Source organism: Buttiauxella sp. AC142 (genome assembly GCF_979253435.1).
In genome coordinates, this window is sequence record NZ_CEEDCH010000001.1 from 2,810,154 (window position 1) to 2,834,230 (window position 24,077).

Consider the following 24,077-nt stretch of genomic DNA (forward strand, 5'->3'; position numbering starts at 1 on the left):
CATGATTATTCCGGCTCTCGATTTAATTGATGGCACAGTGGTGCGCCTCCACCAGGGGGATTACGGCCAGCAGCGTGATTACGGCAATGACCCGCTCCCACGTCTGCAAGATTACGAAGCGCAAGGTGCGCAAGTGCTGCACCTTGTGGATTTAACCGGCGCGAAAGACCCGGCAAAACGCCAGATCCCACTGATTAAAACGCTGGTAGCCGGGGTGAATGTTCCCGTGCAAGTGGGCGGTGGTGTGCGTACAGAAGAAGACGTTGCGGCATTGCTTGAAGCAGGCGTGGCCCGCGTTGTGGTTGGCTCAACGGCGGTGAAATCACCCGAGATTGTGAAAGGCTGGTTTACCCGTTTTGGTGCCGATGCGTTAGTGCTGGCGCTCGATGTACGCATCGACGAACAAGGCAATAAACAGGTCGCGGTGAGCGGATGGCAAGAGAACTCTGGCGTATCGCTCGAAGAACTGGTGGAAATGTATCTCCCCGTCGGCCTCAAACACGTGCTGTGCACCGATATTTCGCGCGACGGCACGCTGGCGGGTTCAAACGTTTCACTTTATGAAGAAGTTTGCGCGCGTTACCCGCAAGTGGCATTCCAGTCTTCCGGGGGCATTGGTGGGCTTGATGATATCGCGGCGCTGCGTGGAACGGGCGTTCAGGGCGTGATTGTCGGGCGGGCATTACTGGAAGGGAAATTCAACGTAACGGAGGCGATTTCATGCTGGCAAAACGGATAATTCCTTGCCTGGACGTACGCGACGGGCAAGTCGTCAAAGGTGTGCAATTCCGCAACCATGAAATCATCGGCGATATCGTGCCACTGGCGCAACGTTACGCTGCCGAAGGTGCCGACGAACTAGTGTTTTACGATATCACCGCATCCAGCGATGGCCGCGTGGTTGATAAAAGCTGGGTGTCGCGCGTGGCGGAAGTCATCGATATTCCGTTCTGCGTGGCGGGCGGCATTAAGTCGATTGAAGATGCGGCGCAGATTCTTTCCTTCGGCGCAGACAAAATCTCTATCAACTCCCCAGCTCTGGCCGACCCTGAACTCATCACTCGCCTGGCGGAACGTTTTGGCGTGCAATGTATTGTGGTGGGTATTGATACCTGGTTTGACAGCGAAACCGGGAAATATCACGTCAATCAATATACCGGCGATGAAAGTCGCACGCGCGTAACGCAGTGGGAAACCGTTGACTGGGTGCAGGAAGTGCAAAAACGCGGTGCCGGGGAAATCGTACTTAACATGATGAACCAGGACGGTGTGCGTAATGGCTACGACCTGGAACAGTTAAAGAAAGTACGAGAAGTATGCCACGTTCCGCTAATTGCTTCTGGTGGCGCGGGAACCATGGAACACTTCCTCGAAGCCTTCCGCGATGCAGACGTCGACGGCGCGCTGGCGGCATCCGTATTCCATAAACAAATTATTAATATTGGCGAGCTGAAGTTATACCTGGCTCAGCAAGGCGTGGAGATAAGAGTGTGCTAACACAAGAGCAGCAAAACCAACTGGACTGGGAAAAAACCGACGGATTGATGCCGGTGATTGTTCAACACGCGAAATCTGGCGAAGTGCTGATGTTGGGATATATGAATCCTGAAGCTCTGGCACAAACGATTGAAAGCGGCAAAGTCACTTTCTTCTCGCGCACTAAACAACGTTTGTGGACCAAAGGCGAAACCTCCGGCAACTTCCTCAATGTCGTGAAAATCGCACCAGATTGCGATAACGACACGCTGCTGATTCTCGCAAACCCAATCGGCCCAACCTGCCACCTCGGCACCTCAAGCTGCTTCGGTGAAACCCATCACGACTGGCACTTCTTGTATCAGCTGGAGGAACTGCTGGCCTCGCGCAAAACGGCCGATCCGGAGAGCTCATATACCGCCAAGTTGTATGCGAGTGGCACTAAGCGCATTGCACAGAAAGTCGGCGAGGAAGGCGTTGAAACTGCGCTGGCGGCGACAGTGAACGACCGCTTTGAGCTGAAGAATGAAGCATCGGATTTGGTTTATCACTTGCTGGTGCTGTTGCAGGATCAGGAGCTGGATTTAAGTGCGGTGATTGAGAATTTGAGGGAAAGGCATAGGTAGTTTTTCGGAATTAAAAAAGGCCGCGATTGCGGCCTTTTCTTTTGATATCGCGACAACGCTATACAACAGGTTTGTAATTGCGTAACGCGTTACGACCAAGAACGACACCTGAGCCAAGAATCAGCCCGACTAACGCTCCGAGGACTAACGTCAGACCCTTTTTAGGACTGTCACGGCGAATCGGTAAACTTGGTTTCATCACATAGCGGAAGGCATACGTTGTTTCTGGTTTAGATTTCAATGCGTTAATAGCTAACAAGGTTTGGCGCGCATTGAAATAAGACTCATCCAACGGCAATGGACGCGTCGCTTCATTCTTAATGGTAGCTGAAAGCGCATCGCTACCCAGAACGAACAAAGTATCTTCAGACAAAGTTTCCGCCTGCTGAACCAGGGTATTCTTGATATTGGATTGCTGCGCAACGATCAATGCCTGATTCAAAATCTCCAGACGCTTGTCTTTCTTCTCTTGAGCGATTTTCTCTTTAGTCGCCAAATCTACATTCAGATCCTCGACTTTAGAGTTGATGCTTGTTTTCAAGTCATCGTCCAGTTCAGTGACAACCCGTTTATTGATCTGCTGAATATAAGTAGTGAGTGTTTTTTGCGCTTCTGCCGCACTCGTAGAGACATAACTTACTTTCAGTGGCACTGGTTGACCTTTAACTGACTCTTCGATAGTCAGTTTTTCAGGTTTTTCCTGATTGTCTAACTGCTCAGATAAAGCTGAAATGGCAGAGTTGAAGCGGCCAAAGAAACGATTTTGTATGTCAACAATCGTTGGAGCGCCAGGGCCATACAAAACATTCATGCCATTATTGTAGTTCGCTATCTGCCCTGAATCAGGAAGCGTAACGATAGCTTCAGAGGTCCATTTCTCTTTAGCGACGAATAGATAGATAACAGCAAGAATGATAGCAAGAACAGCAAAAGCGATGATGGTGACTTTACCTTTCCACAACTGAACAATAACATCAATTAAATCAATAGATTCCTGAGTGCTGCCCGTGTGGTTTTTCACCATGTTATGGTTATCTGGATTCATGTTTACCCTAGGAGAATTAGTTCACAAAATGCGATAGCCCCGCCAGGTAAGTATAATCGGATAAATGGGAAATTACCTGAGGGTAAAGGAAAATTTTTGTCAGATTAACCCGAAAATAACATTTTAAAATACATTATTTAATACCACTAACGGTTTTCAAACTTAACTGTTCAATAAACAACCAGAAAATTTTCCAACAAATTTAATTTAAGCGATTTTTCTAATAAATACTTTATATGACTTGATGAAGAATAGTTTATTAAAACTCATGAATTAAAACGCTCAGCGCTTTGGAGTCGGTCCTCTCTCGTATTGGTGTAAATAATGCCTTCGACAAGTTCGGTATGAAAAATGAGCGAATCAGCAGGAGACGAAATTATGAAAATTCATACTACGATTAAAAGTAAAGCCAGTGGGGAATACACTCCACTGGCTTTAAGCTATATTTAACTTAGAGAACAGTAATTACTTTTCCATCCACTCAGTATGGAACACGCCTTCTTTATCAGTACGCTTATAGGTATGCGCACCAAAGTAGTCGCGCTGCGCCTGGATCAGGTTAGCAGGCAAAACTGCTGAACGGTAGCTGTCGTAGTAAGAGATAGCAGCAGAGAAGGTTGGCGTTGGGATACCATTCTGCACAGCATAAGAAACCACATCACGCAGAGCTTGTTGGTATTCGTCAGCAATTTTCTTGAAGTATGGTGCCAGCAGCAAGTTTGCAATAGCAGGGTTCTCTGCATACGCATCCGTGATTTTCTGCAGGAACTGAGCGCGGATAATGCAACCTGCGCGGAAAATTTTAGCAATCTCACCGTAGTTGAGATCCCAATTATTCTCTTCAGATGCTGCACGCAGCTGGGAGAAACCTTGTGCGTAAGAAACAATCTTGCCCAGATACAATGCACGACGCACTTTTTCGGCAAAATCAGTTTTATTGCCAGCAAATGGTTTAGCCTGCGGGCCACTCAGCACTTTAGAAGCCGCTACACGTTGTTCTTTCAAAGAAGAGATATAACGTGCGAATACAGATTCGGTGATCAGAGACAGTGGTTCACCCAGATCCAGCGAGCTTTGACTAGTCCACTTGCCTGTACCTTTGTTTGCTGCTTCATCAAGAATCACATCAACCAGATAGTGACCATCTTCATCTTTTTTGGTGAAGATGTCTTTGGTGATATCGATCAGGTAGCTGCTTAACTCACCTTTGTTCCAGTCGGTGAAGGTTGTTGCCAACTCTTCGTTCGACAGGTTCAGGCCATTTTTGAGCAGTGAATAGGCTTCAGCGATTAGCTGCATGTCGCCATATTCGATACCGTTGTGAACCATTTTCACATAGTGACCAGCACCATCAGCACCAATATAGGTAACGCATGGTTCGCCATCTTCAGCAACAGCAGCGATTTGCTTCAGAATTGGGGCAACCAGTTCGTAAGCTTCTTTCTGACCGCCAGGCATGATAGAAGGACCTTTCAATGCGCCCTCTTCACCACCAGAAACACCGGTACCGATAAAGTTGAAACCTTCCGCAGAAAGTTCACGGTTACGACGGATGGTATCGTGGTAGAAGGTATTGCCACCATCGATAAGAATGTCACCCTTATCAAGATAAGGCTTCAAAGAATCAATGGTTTTGTCCGTGGCTTCGCCTGCCTTAACCATTAATAAAATGCGACGAGGAGTTTCCAGAGATTCGACGAACTCTTGCACCGTATAGTAAGGAACCAGCTTCTTGCCCGGGTTCTCTGCGATGACTTCTTCAGTTTTATCGCCAGAACGGTTGAACACGGAAACGGTATAGCCACGGCTTTCGATGTTCAGCGCCAGGTTGCGCCCCATCACTGCCATACCAACGACGCCGATTTGTTGTTTGGACATTACAAACTCCTGTCTTTTGGAAGGTTACTACGACTTCAACGCCGTACTAATGTTGTCTTGATGTTAACTCAGGTTCTTTCATGAAGGTAGAGTTTGATTACAAATCACAGAACTTATATGCTTGTTGGCATATTAAAATGTCATTTATTAATCAACCACTAATGTTATAGAATTCTTTAATATAAAGATTCTCCGGTAGCTCTTTGACATTATACTCAGGATATTTCCCTGAAGATGTTTGATAATAGGAATCACCTACTGCAGACATATTAGAAAATTGACTGCTACAATATTTATCTAATAGTGAGCATCCTAAAAAATAGTTTGGCTCATTATTAACACCTAGCAATTGTAATATTGTCGGTGTTAATGACAAACTGTTATAAGCATGTGCATCAATTTTTTGATGAGTAATATTTGCACCATGAAGAATCAAAGGAATTTGATCTACGAAGTAATCCGCATTAATTCCAAAGGATTTTTTAAACTCAGGCGTTGGGAAAGTTGAATGATCTGAAGTAATTATTAACAACGTGTTTTTATAAAAACCACTCTTATCAAAAAAATTAATGAAATTACCAAGCTGAGCATCATAATTAAAAAATTTATTATAATATGGATTTTTCCCATCATTATACTTCAGGTCAGGACTATCTCTACCGTGATGAGTTCCAGAAGGATAGACTCCGATGAAAAAAGGTTGTTGTTTCTGGTCCAACAAAAGTTTTCTCAATGCTGCAAATGTCTGCTTATCAGTCATGCGATCATCTTGATATCCATCGAAATCACCCATCCCATACACCTGCGTGAAAGACATGCTTTTAAGCATGGTATTTAGAGTGCTATGTTTTTCCGTTGAGGCTAAAAAGTATGTTCGATAACCATACCTATTAAGTATTTCAGGAAGTGATACAAGTCGCTTTTGGTAGATAGAAGTTACTTTTTCGTTTGAAATTTGTGCAAACCCGTCTTGTTGGGAATTATTACCATCTTTGTATTGATATGCAGAAGTTAGCTGGCCTCTCAAACCCCTAAAAGTTGCGGCAGTGTGATTATAATAGTTTTCAAAAACTATAGAAGAATCATAAAGAGCATCTATATTTGGTGTAATATTCAGTTGTTGATTATTAACCTTATCAATAATTGATGATGACATTCCTTCAGTAAATATCACAATGACATTTTTAGTGTCCTTATTAAGGAGGGAGGTAATCGGCCCTTCATTCCAGACACTTGCTTTTAAGTATTTTTTCGCGTATTCCGGGTAATTGTAATCAGGTTTGTACGTGATTTGTGAATAATAGGAAGAGATTGTATTGGCAATTGCATGCAATGGCACCGGCAACATAATTATTATAACGGCAGTTATTGATGCACCCAATATTTTAATTGATTTTTTTCTAGGTTTTGATTTAACCATGCGGATAAACAAAGAAGAAAAAACAAACGCAAATACTATAAATGATAATTTAGCTATAGCATTGATACCTAATGCTGAATACTCACTAGCATTGGATAATGTCAGCGGGAGAATATAATAACCACTAGAATATACTGATGCGACTTGCACACCTAACAAAGCGTTATAAGTAAACCAAATAACACCTTTGAATTTCAGATTAGATGACAGGATGAAAAAATATATTATTGAGCTTTCCAAATAAATCCAAAACAGAAGATCCAATCTTCCACTTAAGGACACTAAGACTCCCGACAGAATAAAAACTATAACAAGCGGAAATAAATTAGAAAAATATCTCATATTCATGCCAGGATAACCAAATTGAATTTCAATACAAATGCCTTAAGCAAATATTTACTTATACTCTGCGTTTTCATCTATTACTCATCCACTGGACTTACACATATACATCAAAAACATTATGCTGTTCTTTATATTTCTTGCACTAGAGAGATAGAACATCTTATGACACTCTCAATGCTGAAGTGATATACAATATATCAATATTGCACAGAACATTGATTTGAGTTTATTGACGTAAAATTCGCAGAATAATCTCTGTTTGATGTTCCATCAAATTTACGTCACCATGCGATTCCACATTCAGGCGCACCACCGGCTCGGTGTTCGAGCTGCGCAGGTTAAAGCGCCAGTCGGCGAACGCCATGCTGATACCGTCGGTGTTATCAACTTCCTCTGCGTGCGGCGCAAAGTGCTGCTGTACGCGTTCAATGGCGACTGTCGGGTCCGCCAGCTTGCTGTTGATTTCCCCGCTCGCCGGCCACGCCGCCATGCGGTCACACACCAGTTCGCCCAGGGTTTTGCCTTTCAGGCACAGCAGTTCCGTCACCAGCAGCCACGGGATCATCCCGCTGTCGCAGTAGGCAAAATCACGGAAATAGTGGTGGGCGCTCATTTCCCCGCCGTAAATCGCATCTTCCTGGCGCATGCGTTCTTTGATGAATGCATGCCCGGTTTTCGACATCACCGGCGTGCCACCTGCCCGCTCGACGATATCCACCGTGTTCCACGACAGGCGCGGGTCGTGAATAATCTTTGCCCCCGGCTGTTTTTCGAGGAAGGCCGCCGCCAGCAGGCCGACGATGTAATAACCCTCGATAAACTGCCCTTTCTCATCGAACAGGAAGCAGCGGTCGAAATCGCCGTCAAAGGCAATCCCCATATCCGCGCCGTGTTCAATCACCGCATTGCGGGTGTCGTCGCGGCACTCTGGCAGCAGCGGGTTCGGGATACCGTTCGGGAAGTTGCCGTCAGGCTGGTTGTGCACTTTGATAAACGTCAGCGGCACATTGAGTGATTTAAAGCGGGCTTCGATGGCATCGACAATCGGGCCAGCCGCGCCGTTACCGGAGTTAATCACCAGCTTCAGCGGTTTGATGTTAGCCACGTTGATGTAGGTGAACAGATGGTCGATATACGCCTCCACCACCGAAATCTTCTGGTAGCTGCCGCGTTTTGCAGCATCAACCGGCGGGAAGTCGTTGGCTTCCGCCAGGCGCTGCACGTCGCGCAGGCCGGTGTCGCCGCTGATTGGGCGAGCGCCTTCGCGCACCAGTTTCATGCCGTTGTAGTCCATCGGATTGTGGCTGGCGGTCACTTCAATGCCGCCGTCCACGTTCAGATGCCAGGTGGCGAAATAGATTTCTTCGGTGCCGGACAGGCCGATATCCAACACGTCCACGCCCGCATCCTGCAACCCTTTTGCCAGCGCAAGCTTAAGCGCTTCGCTGGTCAGGCGCACATCACCACCCAGCACGATAGTTTTCGGTTTCAGGTACTCGCCATAAGCGCGGCCAATGCGTTCTGCGATATCTTCGTTCAGCTCATCACCGAGCTTTCCACGGATGTCATAGGCTTTAAAACAGGTCAGTGCGTTCATAATCATCCTGAATGTTGTAGGTCGGATAAGCGCAGCGTCATCCGACAAAAGTTAAAGGCGCCCATACCGGTCTTCGAAACGGACAATGTCGTCTTCTTCGAGGTAAGTGCCGGAACGCACTTCAATCAGGTCGAGCGGGATTTTGCCGGGGTTTTCCAGGCAGTGGGTCACGCCCAGCGGAATGTAGATGGACTCGTTTTCACCGAGCAGTTTTGTCTCTTCGCCCAGCGTCACTTTCGCGGTACCCGCCACGATGATCCAGTGTTCGGCGCGGTGATGGTGCATTTGAAGAGACAAGCCTTCGCCCGGTTTCACGGTGATGCGTTTCACCTGGTAACGCTCACCTTCGTCAATAGAGTCGTACTTACCCCACGGGCGGTACACTTCGCGGTGGTTATGGTGTTCGTGGCGGCCACTTGCTTTAAGTTCTTCGACTATCTTTTTAACATCCTGAACACAATTTCTGTTCGCAACCAACACCGCATCTTTGGTTTGCACCACGATCAAATCTTTCACGCCAACCGTGGTGACCAGTCCAGATTCCGCATAGATATAGCTATTTTCGGTATCGTGGCTTATCACGTCACCGTGGTGCACATTACCCTGCTGATTCTTGGCGCTGATATCCCACAATGATGACCACGATCCCACGTCGCTCCAGCCTGCATCCATCGGCACGACCACCGCATCGGCAGTTTTTTCCATCACGGCGTAGTCGATAGATTCATCCGGGCAGGCCATGAACGCCGCTTCGTCAATGCGCACAAAATCGAGATCAGGGTCGATATTCGCCATCGCTTTTTCGCAGGCGTCGAGGATATCCGGGCGGAATTTTTTCAGCTCTTCGAGATAGCGCCCGGCGCGGAACAGGAACATGCCGCTGTTCCAGTAATATTCGCCGCTGGCGACATAAGCCTGCGCGGTGTCAAGATCCGGTTTCTCCACGAACTGTGCAACATCGAAACAATTGAAATTATTAACTGGTTTTAACGGTTTTCCACGACGGATATAACCATAGCCAGTTTCAGGCGATTGAGGCACGATACCAAAAGTAACTAGTTTTCCCATATTAGCATAAGGACTCGCTTTAACTACGGCATCCCGGAAGACTTCTTCATTTTGAATAAAATGATCTGCTGCAAGTACAAGCATCAGAGGATCTGTATTTTTCTCATCACGAGTAGCAGCCAATGCAGCGAGAGCTATAGCTGGTGCAGTATTTCTACCGACTGGTTCCAGAATGATATTTTTCGTGAGCTTATTAAGTTGCCGTAATTGCTCAGCTACGATAAAACGGTGCTCTTCATTGCAAATCACCACCGGGCTTTCACATTCAACACCGTTTAATCGGGCAATGGTAGTTTGTAACATCGTCAGTTTCCCTGTCAGGCAAAGAAACTGCTTCGGGTACAGAACACGGGATAACGGCCATAAACGGCTCCCTGCTCCACCTGCTAGGACAACTGGTGTAATCTGAAAATTCATAATTATTCAAACTCCGAATATAAATGATTGAGGGACTCAACCATTTTATTTTTAGTGAACTCCGCTTGAAATCTTAAATAGGCATTTTCAGAAAGAACATCAACATTCTCGAGTACAGAAATAATACCCTTAGCTAGAGCTAGAGAATCTCGAGGCTCGACCACTACACCAGAAAAACCATTTTTATTCACCCATGGAACTCCACTATTAGCTATATTGGTCGAGACTATTGGTTTTTTAAAGCTCATGGCCTCAAGTTGAACTACACCGAAAGCTTCAGACTCATGAATAGATGGTAAACAGAAGATATCACAAAATTTATAATAAGAAGAAAGTTGATCATATGGTATGCCACCTAATAAAAAAACTTTATTAATCAAACCAAGTTCATTAATCAAAGTAGCTAATTGATCATGAAGATCTCCTTCACCGCCGATAAGTATAACTATGTCTTCAGGCAATTCTTTAGCAGCTTTAATAAGGAATTCAAATCCTTTATAATAAACAAGTCTTCCTAAAGAAAAGACAATTTTTTTACCAGCGTATCTCTTATGTAATTCATTCTCAAATAATACATTACTTGGCATTTTGTTTTCATCAATGCCAATTGGTATACAAGCTAATTTTTTCTGATATGGTAGTAATGCAATTGATGCTTTCCCGTAAATAGGAGAAGTAACGATTACACTTGTTGCTTGCTTTAAAATCCATGTCTGAAGGGGCTTAAATAGAAATAAAAGTTTTTTCTGTTTAACAATATCACTATGCCAATGTATAACAATTTTACTTTTAGTGGGAAAAAGAAATAAAGCAACAACAGCTAATGGATTGGGCAAATGTAAATGAATCACATCATAATCATTACGTATTTCACGCCACTTTTGAATGAATGAAAATGAAATAGGCGTGGAAAATATTACACCCAAGATCCCACACCTATAAATTTTATAAGCATGCTCTTCTTCTGAATTTTCTTTTTTATTATCTACACATAAAACATCAATGGCTCGAGAGTATAATGTACGAAACCCGTCACTTATGTCATAAGCGACTTGCTCGATACCACCAAATACAGGCGGAAAAAACTTACAAACTTGTAAAACTTTCATATCATGCACCGTAATAGCTTTATAAGCATGGTATAGATGAAAAGAAAAAACCATGTATGCTTTTAAATATTTAATAACCCCATGAGAAAACAACCCCATAAAATGGTTATTCATAAGTTATTAATGAATATATGAGCACGCAATAAAAGCATCTATAACCACAAAATTTAGTATGGAAAATCTCCATAAAAAACTAAAATCAAATACCAGACAAGACCTTTCTGAGTACTTCCGAAAGAAGATATGCACGGTATTTTATTTTAAATAGAAGAGTAGTATTACTTACAGCACCAGAAGTTGATACTGCCATATCGTGTCGTCGATATAAAACTAAGGGTTCCTCAACAAAGATAACCTTTCCAAAAATCTTGCCAATCAAACCTATCCATAAATCATGCCCAATACTTTTCCTTGGAAAAGGGAATGATTTTTTTAACAATTCTTTATTAAAACACATGCAGCAACCTAAATATGGGTTTTTATAGAAGGTATTAAAAAAAGAATCTTTCGCTTTAATACAACTGAAATATGATCCATTGATAACATTTTTATCATCATCAATGATCGTACAATCACAAACAACAACTTTAGCAATATCATCTTCGCTATCAAAATAAGGTAACGTTTTTGATATACGCCCAGCCTTCCAAATATCATCTTGATCAGCAAGATAAATGATATCGCCTTGCGCATATTTCAATGCATTTTGCAAGTTATTAGAAACAAGCCCAACATTAACCTCCGTTTTGTTCCCTCTCACTTCGATCTTTTCATGAGTTACTATTTTAATTCTCGGATCATAAATCGCATTAATGATGGCTAGCGTATTATCATTTGAACAGTCATCAGATATAATAATTTCATCATTATGAGATAACTGCATTAAGATGCTATCCAATTGTTCTTTAATATACTTTTCACCATTATATGTTGGGATGCATACCGAAATTTTTTTCATTATCAAAGCTCATTAATATAAATCTAGAATGAATAGTTATTTAATATACCCACGTGAAATATATTAATATAGAACATGCAGGTTGCAACTGCGATCACGAATAATTTAGAAATCATTTTTTGCTTAGTCAATGCGACCAAGGTAGGTAACAGTACTATTTCCGCAACAGAAAACAATTCACTTATACGTAGTGAAAAAACAGGAATAAATGAAAAAAGTACTAAAGCCAGCGGAGCTAAAGTATATAACTTCGTAATCAATATAATTTCTGAAGATACATGTATTTTACGAAATGCTAAAAATGAGTAAAAAACAATAGCTAGGTGAATAAATTGAAGAACTGAGTAAACATTAATCGGAACAAAATCAACGCTGGCATTTTGCGCACTGTAATCCGAATATTTTGTTTGAATATAAGGTATATTAATATAACCTAAAAGAGTTAATACATTAAACCCAAAAAAATAGGCAGCATAAACTGTAATAAGCATTAAGGAATAAATAATAATATAATTAGCATTTATCCTACGCGAATTAAATAAAAGAGCAACACTAAATAAAATTGCAGTATAATGGAATGAACAAGCAATTAATAAAAAAATAAAAAACTTTGACTTATTTTTTTTAATAAGATATTTCAAAGAAAAAAAAGCTATTGCGCTTGCAGCTCCAACTCTTATTTGCGTCATATCATGTAGAAAATAAGTATTTGAATAATACACAAGTAAGGATAGCAATATAAATGGTGAATTTCTTTGTATAAATTTATTTTTAAAATAAACTATAATTGCTGCGTAAATAACAAACAGCACATTTTCATATCGGAATAAATTCATAGCAAACCAACTAATTATTTTAAAAGTTGGTTCTATTGGATAAAATATATCTTCTGCTGAGTAATGTATAAGAGATAAATAATTTTGATAGTCCCTATCAACATCCCCGCCCCTAAATGCACAGATAATAAACAGCAAGAATAAAATAGATTTGTAATATAAACCTTGCTCTTTTTGGAAAGTCAACAATACAATTAGAACAAATATTGCTACATAAATGAACATATTAACCTTACGATCTTATATACGAGCTGCAATGGTTATATACATAACTCTATGAATAATTATAAATCGTTTATGGATACACTTGTATTATTAATTGAAATAGCCACGACCCATTTTTCCAATCAAACCATCTCTAATAGCAACAAGGAAAACCTGAATTTTTCTTGCTTTATTTTTTGCCACAAAAGAATGAATAATAATGAATAATGGTAAACGTAAAAAAATAAAAATCTTATGAGGGAAACTTAACCTATTCTTAAATAAGAGATAAATAGAATTCCTGACGACAAAGTAATGACGAAAATCATTATGAATGATAACGTTCTTTCCCATCACATTGGTGCATTCGCTACCTATATTATGTTCCATCACGAGATCTGGAGCAACATAAGAAGAGTATCCTTTTCTATTACACCGCTCACTCCATTCAATATCCACTAAGTCGATGAAAAGTGACTCGTCCATTAACCCTACTTTTTCTAAAACACCCATGCTTATTAATGAACCTGAAGCAATCAGGTAATCAGTCCTTTCAGCATGATGATAATTCACAGGAACAATTTTCTTATAAAATGGTCTAATAATAATTGCACCACTTACTTTCTGTGTTTTTACATCACAGAATGCTGGTCCCACAGCAGCCACATTAATCCCATTTATTTTTAATTTATTCTCTGTATCAAATAATTTATCTACCATATGTACTGGCAATCGACTATCCTGGTCGAGTAGTAATATATGTGTAGCCGATATAAGTTTTGCACGCTGTATACCGATATTTTGTGCTGCAGCAATTCCTATATTTCCCCCAGCGCTTATAAATTCAATAGCACCACTATACTCTTCAATAACATCAGAATAATATTCTTTTTCAACGCTTTCCGTATTATCAATTAAAATTATTTTACTGAGCTGTGTAGACGCACTTTCAAGTATATGTCGTAGTGCTTGTACATCGGGGTTATACAAAACTATAATTCCTACAATTTTTATTTTATTTTCATGCATATACAAAACTCATTATTTTTAATTACAATCCAATAACGGCACAATATATGTTCGTGCAGCATTTTCATGTTTCATGAATGCAACAATTCATTCATCGATAAAAATTTTTATAGATGATGAACCGAGATTATTATCTATGAAAAAGTTTTTGGACTTCTATTTTAGATTCATTTGCCATATTATGAAATTTACTTAAAACCTCATAATTATTATTGCTTTTTGCTCGTAGCATATTCAAATTTTGATCTTTACATAAATCAGCAGCTCCAACATAATCATATCCAAATAAATTAAAATCGCCAATTTCTGGAGACTTGATAATAGGCACAAGTCCACATTCTAAATACTCAATTAACTTGGTTGGGCAAGCGACTTTATTTACTACAATTGAATCACGTAGAACAAATCCCATGTGACAGCCTGCGAGGAAATTTATTATTTCTTCTTTTGGTAGCGTCCCAACGGATACATTATCATAGTGGATTATGTGGCTATATCTATTCTTAAATATTTCGACTTGATTTGTTGGGAAAAACAAATGAAATGAGAATTTAATTGCTAAATGTTGTTGCTGGTTAATTTCATTAATTAGCACAATCATCAAATCAATATTTTGCCATGTTTGCATTCCACCAACATATGCAACTTTAATAAACTCTGAACCCCATTTTTCATTAATGACATTAACATTGTTCGATTCAAATATTGGTAGGATTATTGACCTACTTGTTAGTTTAATATCATACTTAATTTCGTAATGGTGCAGCATTGAATGTGTGACATGTATTAATTTATAACATTTTTCTATTCCTTTGCGCTCAACAATATTATATATTTTTTCATGTCTATACTTACCCATTAGAGCCAATTCTTCAGGCACAACTCCATGGATATCCAAAACTGTTTTACATGCATCGTACCAAAAATGAACTTTTAACAAATTATAAATAGAATGAACATATATTAATTTCGCTTCATTTAAATATTTTCTAATGCACGCTGCATGCAAAAAGAAATTAACATGCTCAATGATACAATTATCGACGAGTACGGTTTTTCTTCTAAGATTTCGTTTAAAAGAAATATCCAAGTACACACGCTGACTTCCTTCAACCAAAGTATCTATTGCAGCAACGCGCTGCATCATCCCATCACGTAGGTTTTCTTCAGTTGGATAATCAACAATAAAAACTATCATCACATCACCATTTGTTATTGAATTTTCTCACAAGGAGTGGTTGTAAAGAACATCATTACTGAACATGTTAATGTCTAGCTAATTCAAATCTAATAATTAGTCAAATCACAATTAGTATAAGTAATAATGTAATTACACTAGCGATAGGAGGCTAGTATATTTAATATTTTAGATGAGGTATTTCCATCCCCATAAGGGTTTGAAGCTTCTGACATTTTTTGATATGCCTCGTCATTAGTTAGTAACATTTTCATTTCGCTGTAAATGCTCACCGAATCCGTACCGACAAGCTTCACTGTACCTGCACTTACTGCCTCAGGTCTTTCTGTTGTCTCGCGAGTTACTAAAACAGGCTTTCCTAATGAAGGTGCTTCCTCTTGAATACCTCCAGAGTCTGTCAAAATTAAATATGATTTATCCATTAAATATACAAAAGGTAGATACTCTAATGGTTCTATCAACAATACATTTTCCAACCCGCTTAGCATTTTCTTAACCGGTTTCTGAACCTGTGGATTCAAATGTACTGGATAAACAAACAAAACATCTTTAAATTCAGAGGCGATATTCTTTATTGCTTGACATATATTTTCAAAACCCAAACCGAAATTTTCCCGGCGGTGGCCCGTAATCAACACAATTTTTTTCCCAGATACGGTAAAAGGTAATTTCCCTTCCAATTCACTTACTAAATCACCATTATTATCTATTATACTTTTCGCCATTAGCAGTGCATCAATAACGGTATTACCAACGATGTGAACGCAGTCACTGTTAATATTTTCTTTGGTTAAATTTTGGGCCGATATTTCTGTTGGCGAAAAATGTATATTAGCTATACATCCAGTTAACTTTCTATTACCTTCTTCAGGCCAAGGTGAATAGATATTACCTGTTCTTAAGCCAGCTTCAACATGCCCGACGAGGATTTGATTATAATAGGCAGCAAGCGACGTAGCCAGTGTAGTGGTCGTATCACCATGAACTAACACAATATCAGGCCTATAAACTTTAAATATCTCATTGAGGCCGGTCAAAATTGAATTAGTCAACGTGATAAGATTCTGATCTGGTCGCATTACATTGAGATCAAAATCTGGAGAAATTTTAAATAAATTCAATACCTGATCTAACATTTCCCGATGTTGACCCGTTACGCAGACTTTATATTCGAATCTGGTGTCATTCTTTAGCTGATCAACTATTGGCGCCATTTTTATGGCTTCAGGCCGAGTACCAAAAACTACAAGTATTTTTTTCATAACTTTAATCTTTTATCATTAATAATAGAATTCGTAATTTGTTCACTTTTATAAGAAGCATAAAGAATAATATGATCTCCCCTATTGTCATCGAAATGGCAGCACCAAAACTTGTCATATTTTGCACTAACACAAATAACAAAAACAAAGTCAACAACGCGGATAATAGAAATGCTCTACTATATAATTTTGCATATCCTGACGCACTCAATATCTGAATGCCTAGAATATTATTAATAACACTGAAGAATAGCCATACAACCAATATACAAGCAATATAGTAACTTCCATGAGGTAATTTCAACCAATTAGCAACCATTTCCCAACCGAGTAATAAGAAAACAGAGACAAATATAGCTAATATAACCAGAGGCTTCCCAGTCTTTTTTACTGAGGACAAACCATCAGAGAAAGATACACTGAATTTTTTACAATTATAAGGATATAATGACTGCGTTAGTGGACCAAATAGAGACACTACAGCTTTAACTATACGTTCTACTGCAGCGTAAAATCCAACTACTGCTGGAGTGGTATAAACCCCAAGTATGAACACTGCACTGTTAGTAAGAATAGTCGATGCAAGAGTGGCTACGAATATCTCCCAACCCTCTATAAAACTTTTACTAATATCTTTAACTGTAGGTCTGGTAAAAAAAATATACTTCTTGTATAAAATATTAAAATTAGCAATCACACCACCTATAATTACAGGAAATGCCTGCAAGAATAATGAAAGAGCAACATCATCGATATTTTTAACCATTAGAATGACCAACACGCATGAAGTTAGTCGTGAAAGTAAATTTAAAATCGCGATAATTTTTAGTTTTTCAATACCTTGGTAAAACCATACAGGGAAAATTGTATTACCTAAAGTTAAAAAATATGTTGCAAGTAAAGCTTTTGACATCCCTTCGTCTACAATAAATATATTTATAGCATATAAATACAAAGGAAGTATAATTAAAAAAATAGTAATTTTAATTATGATTGTTGCCCAATAAACTCTCGATATATATTTTTTATCATTCCTATTTTGAGAAATTTGACGACTTGCACTGAAGGCGAAACCATAATCTACAATCACTTGTAAATAAGCAGCAATAGATAAGCATAAAGCATATAACCCAAACCCCTCAATACCTAGGGTTTTAATTAAATGCCCTAATATTAACAATGGGGCTATATATGCAACACCTTGCGTTATGAACAAGTATGTGGAATTATGTATTACATTTTTTATTTCTTTACTTGCCACGAAACTGTAATTCCCAAAAAGTAAGAAGATTTGCATCCAACAGTTTCTATACTTATCACTTTAATAGTGGCTGCATAGCATCTTTTTGTGAAAGAATAGGTTCTCCTGTATACGGCCATTTTACTCCAATCGTGGAGTCGTTCCATAGAAGTCCCCTATCAGAACCTGGGTCATAATAATTTGTCGTTTTATATACAAACTCAGCTATTTCACTCAGCACAAGAAAGCCATGAGCAAAACCCTCAGGAATCCACAACTGACGTTTATTTTCAGCAGAAAGATTAACACCTACCCAACATCCAAAAGTCGGAGATTTTTCGCGAATATCTACTGCAACATCGAAAACCTCACCTACAACACACCTCACCAATTTTGCTTGTGCAAACGGTGGAAGTTGGTAATGAAGACCTCTCAAAACACCCTTGGTCGACTTTGAATGATTATCTTGTACAAAATCCACCTTACGCCCAACGGCCTCTTCAAATACTTTTTGGTTAAAACTTTCCATAAAGAAGCCGCGATCATCACCAAAGACTTTAGGCTCGAAAATTAATACATCTGGAATTTCCGTTTTAATAATATTCATTTTTAATAGCCTTTAATCATCTTAAGTAAATACTGACCATAATCATTCTTCACTAACGGTGCTGCAAGTTTCTTAACCTGCTCCGCATCTATAAACCCTTTACGAAATGCTATCTCTTCAGGGCAAGCCACTTTAAGTCCCTGACGCAATTCTATAGTCTGAATAAAATTACTTGCTTCAATTAAACTCTGATGAGTTCCAGTATCTAACCATGCATACCCGCGTCCCATCATAGCGACAGACATGCGCCCCTGCTCCATATATATGCGGTTAATATCCGTAATTTCTAATTCACCACGAGGAGACGGTTTCAGGCTTTTAGCCATTTCTACAACGCTATTATCGTAGAAGTAAAGTCCTGTTACGGCATAATTACTTTTCGGTTCAAGAGGCTTTTCTTCAAGAGAAATAGCCTTACCTTCTTTATCAAACTCAACCACACCATAGCGTTCAGGATCGTGAACGTGGTATGCGAATACTGTTGCACCTGACTCTTTAGCTACTGCATTTTCAAGTTGCTTCTGCAAATCATGACCGTAGAAAATGTTATCACCGAGAACCAGCGCGCAATCATCCTTGCCAATAAATTCTTCACCGATAATGAATGCCTGAGCAAGGCCATCTGGGCTTGCCTGAACTTTATATTCCAGATTCAAGCCCCATTGTGAACCGTCGCCGAGTAGTTGTTCGAAGCGAGGTGTATCCTGCGGCGTACTGATAATCAAAATATCGCGAATACCGGCAAGCATTAAGGTGCTCAATGGGTAATAAATCATTGGCTTGTCATAGATTGGCAGAAGTTGCTTACTCACCGCCATAGTCACCGGGTATAAACGAGTACCAGAACCACCAGCAAGAATAATACCTTTACGTGAAGTCATTTTAATTTTCCATTTTTCAAAGTGGCCTGTGATCAAACCACTTATTAACCTATTGCTACGCTTTCGCCGCTGCAAAAATTTCAGCTAACATGCGCTTAACACCTACATCCCATTCCGGGAGTGTCAACCCAAATGCATTTTTGAATTTCTGTGTATTCAGACGTGAATTCTGAGGGCGACTAGCAGGTGTTGGGTAAGCACTAGTAGGAACTGGATTTGTTTTGTTCACTGCCAGTTCAAGACCAGCTTTTTTCGCTTCTGCGAACACGAGGTTGGCATAATCAAACCAGGTGGTCGTTCCGGACGCAACGAGGTGATATAAACCGGCAACTTCAGGTTTGTCCAAAGCAGTTTTTATTGCGTGAGCCGTACAATCTGCGAGAAGTTCAGCACCCGTAGGCGCACCGAATTGATCGTTAATTATGGAAAGCTCTTCACGATCTTTTGCAAGACGCAGCATAGTTTTAGCAAAGTTATTGCCTTTGCCTGCAAAAACCCAGCTTGTGCGGAAAATGAGATGACGTGTGCAGTATTGCTGCACCGCAATTTCTCCGGCAAGTTTGGTTTCCCCATAAGTATTTAACGGTGCTGTTGCATCGGTCTCCACCCAAGGTTTTGTACCATCACCAGGAAAAACATAGTCGGTTGAATAATGAATAAGCCATGCATTGATTTTTTCGGCTTCTTTGGCGATCGCTTCAACACTCGTTGCATTAAGCAGCTGAGCAAACTCTCGCTCACTTTCAGCTTTATCTACAGCAGTGTGGGCTGCAGCATTGACAATAATATCAGGCTTCACGCGACGGACAGTTTCTGCCACACCTTCAGGGTTACTGAAATCGCCGCAATATTCCGTTGATTGGACATCGACTGCGATTACATTTCCGAGTGGTGCAAGTGAACGTTGTAATTCCCAACCAACCTGCCCTGTTTTACCAAATAATAAAATATTCATTTGCGCTCACCGTAATTCTGTTCAATCCATGATTTATAGGCACCGCTTTTAATATTATCGACCCAAGGTTGGTTGGTTAAATACCATTCAACCGTTTTACGAATCCCACTTTCGAAGGTCTCTTGTGGTTTCCAGTTCAACTCGTGGCTAATTTTGCTGGCATCTATCGCATAACGACGGTCATGACCAGGACGGTCCGCAACATAGGTAATTTGTTCACGGTATGAAGTGTTCTTAGGAACCATTTCATCCAGCAGGTCGCAAATAGTCAGTACCACATCGAGATTTTTCTTCTCATTGTGGCCACCGATATTATAAGTCTCACCAAGCACACCTTGAGTAACAACCGTGTACAACGCACGTGCATGATCTTCTACATATAGCCAGTCACGAATCTGATCGCCTTTGCCGTATACCGGTAAGTTCTTCCCTTCAAGCGCGTTGAGAATAACTAATGGGATCAGTTTTTCTGGGAAGTGATATGGGCCGTAGTTGTTCGAGCAGTTAGTGACAATGCACGGAAGCCCATAGGTACGTTGCCACGCACGGACTAAATGGTCGCTTGATGCTTTGGATGCGGAATATGGACTGCTTGGTGCATAAGAAGTAGTTTCGGTAAACAACGGAAGTACTTCCCCTACCTCACATTCATCAGGATGCGGAAGATCCCCATACACTTCATCAGTAGAAATATGGTGGACGCGAAAACCTGCTTTGCGTTCATTACTCATTTGCGACCAATACGCACGAGCAGCTTCGAGCAAAGTGTAAGTGCCCACAATATTGGTTTCGATAAATTCCGCGGGGCCCGTGATGGAACGGTCAACATGGCTTTCCGCTGCCAAATGCATCACTGCATCGGGTTGATGAGTCGCAAAAATGTCATCCATCGCCGCTCTGTCACAAATATCTGCCTGAGCAAAAGCATAGCGCTCATTGCCTGAGACCTCTGCCAATGATTCAAGGTTACCTGCATAGGTTAATTTATCGACGTTAACGACGCTGTCTTGAGTGTTATTTATGATATGACGAACGACCGCAGAACCAATAAAACCGGCACCACCAGTGACAAGAATTTTCACAGGAACAATCTCTCTATAATCTCGTATTGATTTTCTTCGATAAAGAATATCGAACGTTTAAACGTAAGTGAGGTAATGACAATGCTACCGCCCCTGGCTCAACAGCTACCAGTGGACTGAACTTCTTCTCGCACTACCCTGTTCGGCGGGCAGATAACTAAGTTTTGCAACACATTCGGATATTTTGAGGGATGAATATTCGAATATGCAGCGAAGAACCGTTATACCGGTTTACCCAATAAAAACGGCAGCCCGCTGCAGAAAGTTACAAAATTGTAACCTCCCACCAACTATGACTGCCGTTCTTCTCATCAGACTTTGATCATCATCGATTACAAAAAAATCAACGAGCCAATAATTTCTGAATGCTATCCCTGAACTTCTGCCCTTCTTTGTGGTTACGCAAGCCATACTGAACAAATGCCTGCATATACCCCATTTTCTTCCCGCAGTCGTAGCTTTCGCCTGTCATCAGTGCGGCTTCAACTGCTTGCTTTTTGTTCAGCTCAGCGATGGCATCAGTAAGCTGGATACGGCCCCAGGCACCTGGTTCGGTTTTCTCAAGCTCTACCCAGATATCAGCGGACAACACATAACGACCAACAGCAGCAACGTCAGAATCCAGAGTCTGTGGTTGATCTGGTTTTTCCACAAAATCAACGATACGGCCAATTTGCCCGTCATTTTGCAGTGGCTCTTCGGTCGTAATCACTGAGTACTCAGACAAATCTACGTTCGGCATACGTTTTGCCAGAACCTGGCTGCGGCCCGTCTCTTTAAAACGTTCAACAATTGCAGCTAAATTATAGCGCAATGGATCTGCACTAGCGCCATCAAGGATAACGTCAGGTAATACCACCACGAATGGGTTGTCACCCACTACCGGGCGAGCGCACAAGATTGAATGGCCTAAACCTAACGGCTGGGCCTGACGGACGTTCATAATGGTCACGCCCGGAGGGCAGATAGACTGGACTTCCGCGAGCAACTGGCGCTTAACGCGCTGCTCAAGCAAGGCTTCCAGTTCATAAGATGTGTCGAAATGGTTCTCTACAGCATTCTTTGAAGAGTGCGTTACCAGCACGATTTCTTTGATACCGGCAGCTACGATTTCGTCAACAATGTATTGAATCATCGGCTTGTCAACGATCGGCAGCATCTCCTTCGGAATTGCTTTTGTTGCAGGCAACATATGCATGCCCAAACCTGCGACCGGAATCACTGCTTTCAAATTAATCATATTTAGACCCACCTCGAAACGGTTTGAGGATTATAAACTTTTCGTGCTGTGATACCAGCATGAATTGATCCCCTGAATTAGTACTGCATTTTAACGTTCTCAACAAAGCAAGCAAAACCAACTCTTTGTTTTAAACGATTAAACTGTTCGGAAAATTCGCAATCTGATTTGACATTCTATTTCGTTGCAACTGGCAAAGAAAAATTCAACCTATCAGCATTCACATACCGCTGATCCACCCTGTCAATGTCCACCGAACTGTGCCCTTTCTCGTTCACAGCGCGCACATTGGCGAGCGACAGCAGCGTCTCGTCTTTTGCCATAAAACGCCCACGCACATCTTTGCGCAGGTCGAAGTTCAGCTTCAGCGCAGGCCCGACGTTAGCGTACTGCATCACATCGATGTTTCTCAGAAACAAGTGTTGCGGTTTGTTATGCAACTCAAGCGTAGCGCGCTTCATGGTGACGTTCGTGATAGCCACAAAGGAGGTCGCATTACCGGAAGATATCTGAATTCCCCGGCTTTTATACTTCATGTGACTATTATCAAGCGAAATATCGTTTAGTTTAAAATTTTGTGGAATAGATAAATATTTACCTTTGATCACACCATAGCCAATTAAAAACCCCGCGCTATCTGTCATATGGATATTATCAAGCACGAAATTATCACAACCATAAATAGCTACCGTAGCATTATCAATCCCCGCTTTCTGGCTGAAAGTGTGATTAATATTGTGTGCCTTTATATTACGAATAATGAAGTGTTTGCCGTTTTCAACGTGCACCAATTGGCGGCAGTTGCTACCGGTGATATTCGCCACCACAAAATTCTTTACTGCCTGGTCTTCAGGGTAGTCGTTGTCATAAGTGCTGCCCGCAAGCCCGATGCCGATGCCCCAGTTTATCTTGCCATTGGTGCAGTCAATGTTCTCAATAACATGGTCGGAGATCAGCAAGTCGTGGTCGTTGATCGCCACGTTCCATTCGATAGCATCGCCCTGTAAATGGCTAAAGTGCCCGTTAGTGATCTTCACGTTTTCCATGCGGTTATGGAACCCTTGCCGCAAAATGGCGTAGTTCGCATCGTGCACCGTGATGTGGTCTATGACCAGGTTACGCATGGTGCGCTTCTCTTTACCGCCGATGTAGATTTGCGTCACTGGCACAAATCCGCTCATATCAATCCCTTTGATGGTGCAGTCTGACCCACGCACATCAAGGGTAATATTGTTAAATCTCCCGCCTTTCTCACCCAAAATCTGGCAGCCGTCCTGCATCACAAAGCGCCCTTTACCGTTGCCTTTTAAGCCGCCCGCAACATGCAAAGTTTTACCTTCGGGCATAAAGATCGCCGTATTGATGTTGTCGCAGACTAAATCGGCGGGAACGGTCACGGTATCAGCGGTTGAGAAAGCCTGTTTGAAGGCGGCAATCCAGTCACCACGATAGAACTTTTGGACGCTGACCTCGTTTTTGCCAGCGGCAGCTAATACATAGCGAGGGGATATGAATGGCACCGCGGCCAGCACGGAGCTGGCTTTTAGTAATTTGCGGCGGGAGGGAGAGAAGGAGGTGTGGGGAGTTTTAAATGTTTTGCGCAT

The 24,077-nt window shown here is 41.2% G+C and carries 21 protein-coding genes; 3 read left to right on the top strand and 18 right to left on the bottom strand.

Annotation, left to right across the window (positions count from 1 at the left end; all coding sequences use genetic code 11):
• Position 1: 1 nt before the first annotated feature.
• Genes hisA through hisIE form a run of 3 tightly spaced genes read left to right on the top strand, consistent with a single transcriptional unit; the run spans position 2 to position 2,102 of the window.
• On the top strand, positions 2-739 hold the full coding sequence (gene hisA / locus AC0IWZ_RS13160) for a 1-(5-phosphoribosyl)-5-[(5-phosphoribosylamino)methylideneamino]imidazole-4-carboxamide isomerase (protein ID WP_471677111.1): 738 nt from the start codon (positions 2-4) through the stop codon (positions 737-739).
• Complete coding sequence (gene hisF, locus AC0IWZ_RS13165) at positions 721-1,497, top strand: imidazole glycerol phosphate synthase subunit HisF (RefSeq protein WP_034496545.1); 777 nt, start codon at positions 721-723, stop codon at positions 1,495-1,497. Before hisA ends, hisF begins: the two co-directional genes overlap by 19 nt.
• Positions 1,491-2,102, top strand: a complete 612-nt coding sequence (gene hisIE / locus AC0IWZ_RS13170) for a bifunctional phosphoribosyl-AMP cyclohydrolase/phosphoribosyl-ATP diphosphatase HisIE (RefSeq protein WP_471677110.1) — start codon at positions 1,491-1,493, stop codon at positions 2,100-2,102. Before hisF ends, hisIE begins: the two co-directional genes overlap by 7 nt.
• Positions 2,103-2,160: 58 nt before the next feature.
• On the opposite strand, the gene wzzB is transcribed toward hisIE, so the two are convergent.
• The 18 genes from wzzB to wcaM all read right to left on the bottom strand — a co-directional run bounded on the left by wzzB (position 2,161) and on the right by wcaM (position 24,077).
• A complete protein-coding gene (gene wzzB / locus AC0IWZ_RS13175) occupies positions 2,161-3,147 on the bottom strand; it encodes an LPS O-antigen chain length determinant protein WzzB (RefSeq protein WP_471677109.1) in 987 nt (328 codons plus the stop codon).
• A 465-nt stretch (positions 3,148-3,612) separates the two neighbouring features.
• Positions 3,613-5,025 (bottom strand): NADP-dependent phosphogluconate dehydrogenase, encoded by a 1,413-nt coding sequence (gene gndA, locus AC0IWZ_RS13180; RefSeq protein WP_034496554.1) that lies wholly within the window; start codon positions 5,023-5,025, stop codon positions 3,613-3,615.
• A 151-nt stretch (positions 5,026-5,176) separates the two neighbouring features.
• Entirely contained in the window at positions 5,177-6,727 is a 1,551-nt protein-coding gene (locus tag AC0IWZ_RS13185; RefSeq protein ID WP_471677108.1) for an LTA synthase family protein, read from the bottom strand.
• A gap of 289 nt (positions 6,728-7,016) precedes the next feature.
• Positions 7,017-8,387, bottom strand: a complete 1,371-nt coding sequence (gene cpsG, locus AC0IWZ_RS13190) for a colanic acid biosynthesis phosphomannomutase CpsG (protein ID WP_471677107.1) — start codon at positions 8,385-8,387, stop codon at positions 7,017-7,019.
• Between the two features lie 51 nt (positions 8,388-8,438).
• Positions 8,439-9,872: a mannose-1-phosphate guanyltransferase gene (gene cpsB / locus AC0IWZ_RS13195; protein WP_471677106.1), complete on the bottom strand. Its 1,434-nt coding sequence runs from the start codon at positions 9,870-9,872 to the stop codon at positions 8,439-8,441.
• A gap of 2 nt (positions 9,873-9,874) precedes the next feature.
• A complete protein-coding gene (locus AC0IWZ_RS13200) occupies positions 9,875-10,981 on the bottom strand; it encodes a glycosyltransferase (RefSeq protein WP_471677105.1) in 1,107 nt (368 codons plus the stop codon).
• A 199-nt stretch (positions 10,982-11,180) separates the two neighbouring features.
• Entirely contained in the window at positions 11,181-11,939 is a 759-nt protein-coding gene (locus AC0IWZ_RS13205) for a glycosyltransferase family 2 protein (RefSeq protein WP_471677104.1), read from the bottom strand.
• A gap of 23 nt (positions 11,940-11,962) precedes the next feature.
• Positions 11,963-13,000 carry an EpsG family protein gene (locus AC0IWZ_RS13210; protein ID WP_471677103.1) on the bottom strand — a complete coding sequence of 346 codons (1,038 nt, stop codon included), beginning with the start codon at positions 12,998-13,000 and terminating at the stop codon, positions 11,963-11,965.
• A 90-nt stretch (positions 13,001-13,090) separates the two neighbouring features.
• Positions 13,091-14,008, bottom strand: coding sequence for a glycosyltransferase family 2 protein (locus tag AC0IWZ_RS13215; RefSeq protein WP_471677102.1), 918 nt, complete (start codon positions 14,006-14,008; stop codon positions 13,091-13,093).
• Positions 14,009-14,138: 130 nt separating this feature from the next.
• Positions 14,139-15,206 (bottom strand): glycosyltransferase family protein, encoded by a 1,068-nt coding sequence (locus AC0IWZ_RS13220; protein ID WP_471677101.1) that lies wholly within the window; start codon positions 15,204-15,206, stop codon positions 14,139-14,141.
• Positions 15,207-15,343: 137 nt separating this feature from the next.
• On the bottom strand, positions 15,344-16,468 hold the full coding sequence (wecB, locus tag AC0IWZ_RS13225) for a non-hydrolyzing UDP-N-acetylglucosamine 2-epimerase (protein ID WP_471677100.1): 1,125 nt from the start codon (positions 16,466-16,468) through the stop codon (positions 15,344-15,346).
• A 4-nt stretch (positions 16,469-16,472) separates the two neighbouring features.
• On the bottom strand, positions 16,473-17,729 hold the full coding sequence (locus AC0IWZ_RS13230; protein WP_471677099.1) for an oligosaccharide flippase family protein: 1,257 nt from the start codon (positions 17,727-17,729) through the stop codon (positions 16,473-16,475).
• A gap of 55 nt (positions 17,730-17,784) precedes the next feature.
• On the bottom strand, positions 17,785-18,315 hold the full coding sequence (gene rfbC / locus AC0IWZ_RS13235; protein ID WP_471677098.1) for a dTDP-4-dehydrorhamnose 3,5-epimerase: 531 nt from the start codon (positions 18,313-18,315) through the stop codon (positions 17,785-17,787).
• 2 nt (positions 18,316-18,317) lie between these two features.
• On the bottom strand, positions 18,318-19,196 hold the full coding sequence (gene rfbA, locus AC0IWZ_RS13240) for a glucose-1-phosphate thymidylyltransferase RfbA (protein ID WP_471677097.1): 879 nt from the start codon (positions 19,194-19,196) through the stop codon (positions 18,318-18,320).
• 55 nt (positions 19,197-19,251) lie between these two features.
• Complete coding sequence (rfbD, locus tag AC0IWZ_RS13245; RefSeq protein ID WP_471677096.1) at positions 19,252-20,151, bottom strand: dTDP-4-dehydrorhamnose reductase; 900 nt, start codon at positions 20,149-20,151, stop codon at positions 19,252-19,254.
• Complete coding sequence (rfbB, locus tag AC0IWZ_RS13250; protein WP_471677095.1) at positions 20,148-21,233, bottom strand: dTDP-glucose 4,6-dehydratase; 1,086 nt, start codon at positions 21,231-21,233, stop codon at positions 20,148-20,150. Before rfbB ends, rfbD begins: the two co-directional genes overlap by 4 nt.
• A 343-nt stretch (positions 21,234-21,576) precedes the next feature.
• Positions 21,577-22,473, bottom strand: coding sequence for a UTP--glucose-1-phosphate uridylyltransferase GalF (gene galF / locus AC0IWZ_RS13255; RefSeq protein WP_471677094.1), 897 nt, complete (start codon positions 22,471-22,473; stop codon positions 21,577-21,579).
• 176 nt (positions 22,474-22,649) lie between these two features.
• Complete coding sequence (gene wcaM / locus AC0IWZ_RS13260) at positions 22,650-24,077, bottom strand: colanic acid biosynthesis protein WcaM (RefSeq protein ID WP_471677093.1); 1,428 nt, start codon at positions 24,075-24,077, stop codon at positions 22,650-22,652.